The organism is Cognatishimia coralii (genome assembly GCF_037478305.1).
GTDB lineage: Bacteria > Pseudomonadota > Alphaproteobacteria > Rhodobacterales > Rhodobacteraceae > Cognatishimia > Cognatishimia coralii.
The window spans coordinates 1-3663 of record NZ_JBBGAZ010000030.1 but is presented as its reverse complement, the minus strand read 5'-3'; the positions used below and the strand labels follow the sequence as shown (position 1 = coordinate 3663).

The following is a 3663-nucleotide window of genomic DNA, read 5'->3' as shown; positions in this document are numbered from 1 at the left end:
TGTCACTGTACCCTAATTAATCAGATTCTGCGGATTGGAAGCGTTTTCGGCAGATTCTGTACCCTTAATTGCAATATATCCACAGGGCGCTGCGTCAGTGGCTGACACAGCTTTGGCGCTTCCAGATTGCATCGGCTCGTGCCAGAAGCGCTTGACGATCTGCATCGGCACCGAGCTCGGAGATGGCCTGACGGGCAGCGTCTAGGGCCTGCGCAGACGTCTTTTTGGGCGACGTCGCCCTGGCAGATCGGTCAACGGGACTGCTTTCCTGCCGACGTCTTCGCGGAAGTCGCATATCGAGGTTCATCGACAGCTTGCGCACCTTCTCAATCAAACGTCTGCGCTGAGGAAAGGCGCGTCGGAGATCCCAGAATGCTTGTTCATTTCCGCGCAGCAAGATGGCCACTCCCAATAATGGACGGGCTGAGCAGACATCGACAGCTGCGAGTGCTATTGACCGCTCCAGTTGACACCGCGACGTGAGTGGCACGCTGTATACCAACTCAAGTACTTGTAAGAGGCACAGCGTATGGCTGATCCGCTGCATGTGCCTCAGATCGGCGGCGGCAACCGCCGTCTTCAGCAATGCCGCGCCCCGAGCGGCGCGGACACGTAGCCTGTTTGATAGACCATCGGCCGGATGCCTCGCCACAAGAGGTCGACCACAGTTTTCGCAAGTCAGCGACCAGGCGAAGCGCCAGTGGCGCAGGACCAGTCCCGAGGTTTGTTTCGAGCAGTTTGCGCAACTTTGGAAGTCATCGCTAGATACGCATTGAGCGGGATGATGCGTCGTGTCCGGGAGGGTCATGGCCGCGATCTCATCCCGGGTCTGCTGAACCGCCGGACATAGCCGAGCCCAGTTCACATGCCCAAGGTCACCCGCATGCTCCGGCACCCTGCCCTGCCCCAAACCGAGATAGCCGCAAAGCTCTTCGACGGAACAATGATTGGCCCGGGCCAACCGCCCGATCCAGCTCGAGAGAAGCTCGTCGGATACCGGTGGCGGTCGACGCGGCAATGGGTTCACGGTCACCCGAACTCCGCGATGGGTTGGCGCGGAATGCTCCAAGCATGCTTCGCCCATACCGGCTGCCAGGCCTGAACGGCCTCATCGGTGATCCGCTCCTCACCCGTCTCGATCGCATCGATGGCCAAGGACTTGATCATGATGAACACGCGCGAGGTCACACCGCCCGTCACTTTCAGGATTGTCCGAAGCGACGCAACCGTGAGGCCCGACCGCTGCTCAAGTGCCATCGCGGCAATCAGCGTTTGGATGAGCCGAGAGAACTCCACGTCGTCCTCCCAGAGCGGCAGGTAGTGTTCGTCCAGGCGACGGGCCAGTTGGTCGTCACCGCGGACGGCCTCGAGCGCTTCGTTGACACCGAAAACGACAAGCGAGGCACAGAGATCGTTGGCCAAGAACCGCAGCATGTTCAGGAACCGGCGTTGCTCCCGGTAACTACCGGCAAGCAGATTGTGCACCTCGTCGATCATCAGCATCTTCAGGTCCATATCCCGAAGATGACTGAGCGCGCGGACCTCAAGTTCGGACACGGTATGCCGCCCCCACATCGGCGCCCCGATCGTCGAAAGGATGTGCTGGTAGAAGCGTCGCTCGTCCGGCGCTGGCGGCGCCTGAACCAGCAGGATGGGGGTCTTCGTGATGCCCAGTTCTGCGTTGTACTGCGTCGGATACTTGCTGGCCATGCGCTTGGCGATCATCGTCTTGCCAATACCGGAACTGCCATAGACCATCAGGCCAGGCATCCGGCTCTGCTGCGGCATTTCCATCAGGGACGTCAATCGGTTGAGAACAATCGTGGCACGGTCGAATGCGATCCAATGATCGCTGCGGATGCGGTCAATTCTTTCTTCTGGGGTCATCAAACTCTTCAATCGGATAAGTGGGGAGGTCTGGGTTACCAGTGTCGATGGCGAACATTTCTCGGGACGGATCGCGGCGCGGCTGGTGCTTGGGAAGCCGCGTCTCGCGTTCGCTCTCCAGACGGGCGGTCCTTGTCTTCTGACGCGCCGCCTCGGCCAGTCGTCTCTGCGCGTCGATCACCTGGAACAAGGCCTTCTCGTTGATCCGACCGCCATGCCTGTCTTGCCATTCCTTCCGCGCCCGACGACTTTCCCAAAGCGATATCCGAGGGTGGCTCAGATCCCGATACCGAGCCGGGATCATGCGGCCATCATTGACGAGAACCCAGACCTGCGACAGGTCCCGCGGGTCGTACTTCACCTGCACCTTGCCGCTGCCCCGTCCGACCAACGACGCGAAGGCATCACTCCAGTAGTGCACCCCAAAGAGAGTGATCCCAGTGCGCCCGAGCTGGCGCAACTCAAAAGGCAGGAAGCTTGTCCGGAAGGCTTCGACATCGACAACCTGCCGCCCCGCAGTGTCTCCGCCCAAGTCAGCCCAAGCGGCCAGCGGCGTTCGCCCGAGGGCTTCGTGGCGGGTATTGTGGTAGCGGCAAATCTCCAGATGAAGCCAGTCCTCGAACTCGGCCAGGGTCAGAGCCGCATGTTTCTCGCTGTCATAATCGCCCTTCTCGGCAGCGGAGGATTGCGTGGTCCCGGGCAAAACATGAACAGCCCCCATGGCCGTTCCGATCAAACGTTCGATATGACCTCCGAAGTGCGTTGCACCAGGCGGGCGGTACTCGACGGCAATGCCCCAATCTTCGCAGGCCGATGAGAAGGCGTCGCTGTGGAACTCCTGCGCGTTATCGACATGGATCGCCTTCGGGATGCCGGATGTCGGCCAGACCAATTCTTCCAGCTTCCCTGGGACGTGGATCGATTTCCGACGCACACAATGATCGAGGCAGAGCGCGATCGAAAGAACTGATGGTGCATCAAAGCTGACGAAGACCCCGAGAACGATCCGGGTTGCAACATCGATGGCTACCGTCAAATATGGGCGCGCAAGCGGTCGCCGATCCACGTGATCGACCAAAATGATGTCGGCCAAGGTGTGATCGATCTGAACAATTTCCAGTGGCGTTCCAACCGCAAGCCGGCCCGGACGTGCCGCAAAAGTCTTGTTCGCCTCCTTGGCACCACGGCGCTTTCTAACAATCTCTTTCTCGTCCATTGCATCGAGCCGAGCTTTCAGCGTTTTTCGTGCCGGTGGCTGGAAGCCCTTTGCCTCGCATTCCGAACGGATCTCACGCCAAATTCGCAGAAAGCTGGAGCGTTCGCGGACCAGATAATAGCGCCGTAGGCGTTCATCGATGAGGTCTTCGACTTCTCGCGCGATCCGTTTCGACCCCGGTTTCGGCCCCCGGCGACTGAGTTCCAGTGCTGCGGCCCGCCCATCGTTCTCGCGCAAACGGCGGTAAAGCGACCAGGTGTGGCTCTTCGCCAAACCTAGTTCCCAAGCAGCATCTCCGATTGCCGCACTGATCGGCTCACCCTTCTTCTCAAGTTCCAGGATCGGACGGAGGACTGCTGCTCGATGTTTTGCAAGACGCTCGCTGACCACGCCAATCCCTGCCCTATTCCTGTCAGCACTTATCCACAGAACTGACCGTATGCTAATAAAGGGTACAGTATGGCAATTAACGGTACAATATGAAAATTAAGGGTACATCGTGCCGCTGAAAACAAACGATAATTTTAAAGGCAATTCTGATTAATGAGGGTACAGTGACA

General features: G+C 59.0%; 3 protein-coding genes. All 3 read right to left on the bottom strand.

The annotated features are described in order from the left end of the window. Window positions 1–94: 94 nt before the first annotated feature. From WG622_RS19140 to WG622_RS19130, 3 genes are read right to left on the bottom strand one after another with little or no spacing between them, the layout of a single operon-like run. Window positions 95–1084 carry a TniQ family protein gene (locus WG622_RS19140; RefSeq protein WP_083545780.1) on the bottom strand — a complete coding sequence of 330 codons (990 nt, stop codon included), beginning with the start codon at window positions 1082–1084 and terminating at the stop codon, window positions 95–97. Then, window positions 1030–1887: a TniB family NTP-binding protein gene (locus tag WG622_RS19135; protein WP_071974414.1), complete on the bottom strand. Its 858-nt coding sequence runs from the start codon at window positions 1885–1887 to the stop codon at window positions 1030–1032. The genes WG622_RS19140 and WG622_RS19135 overlap by 55 nt, the downstream gene beginning before the upstream one ends. Continuing rightward, window positions 1865–3493, bottom strand: coding sequence for a TnsB C-terminal domain-containing protein (locus WG622_RS19130; RefSeq protein WP_093455154.1), 1629 nt, complete (start codon window positions 3491–3493; stop codon window positions 1865–1867). Before WG622_RS19130 ends, WG622_RS19135 begins: the two co-directional genes overlap by 23 nt. Window positions 3494–3663 lie beyond the last annotated feature (170 nt).

What these genes read in the sequence shown, in the direction of transcription:
- WG622_RS19135 (WP_071974414.1), bottom strand. Translation starts at nt 1,887, where the DNA reads ATGACCCCAGAAGAAAGAATTGACCGCATCCGCAGCGATCATTGGATC.
- WG622_RS19140 (WP_083545780.1), bottom strand. Translation starts at nt 1,084, where the DNA reads ATGGGCGAAGCATGCTTGGAGCATTCCGCGCCAACCCATCGCGGAGTT.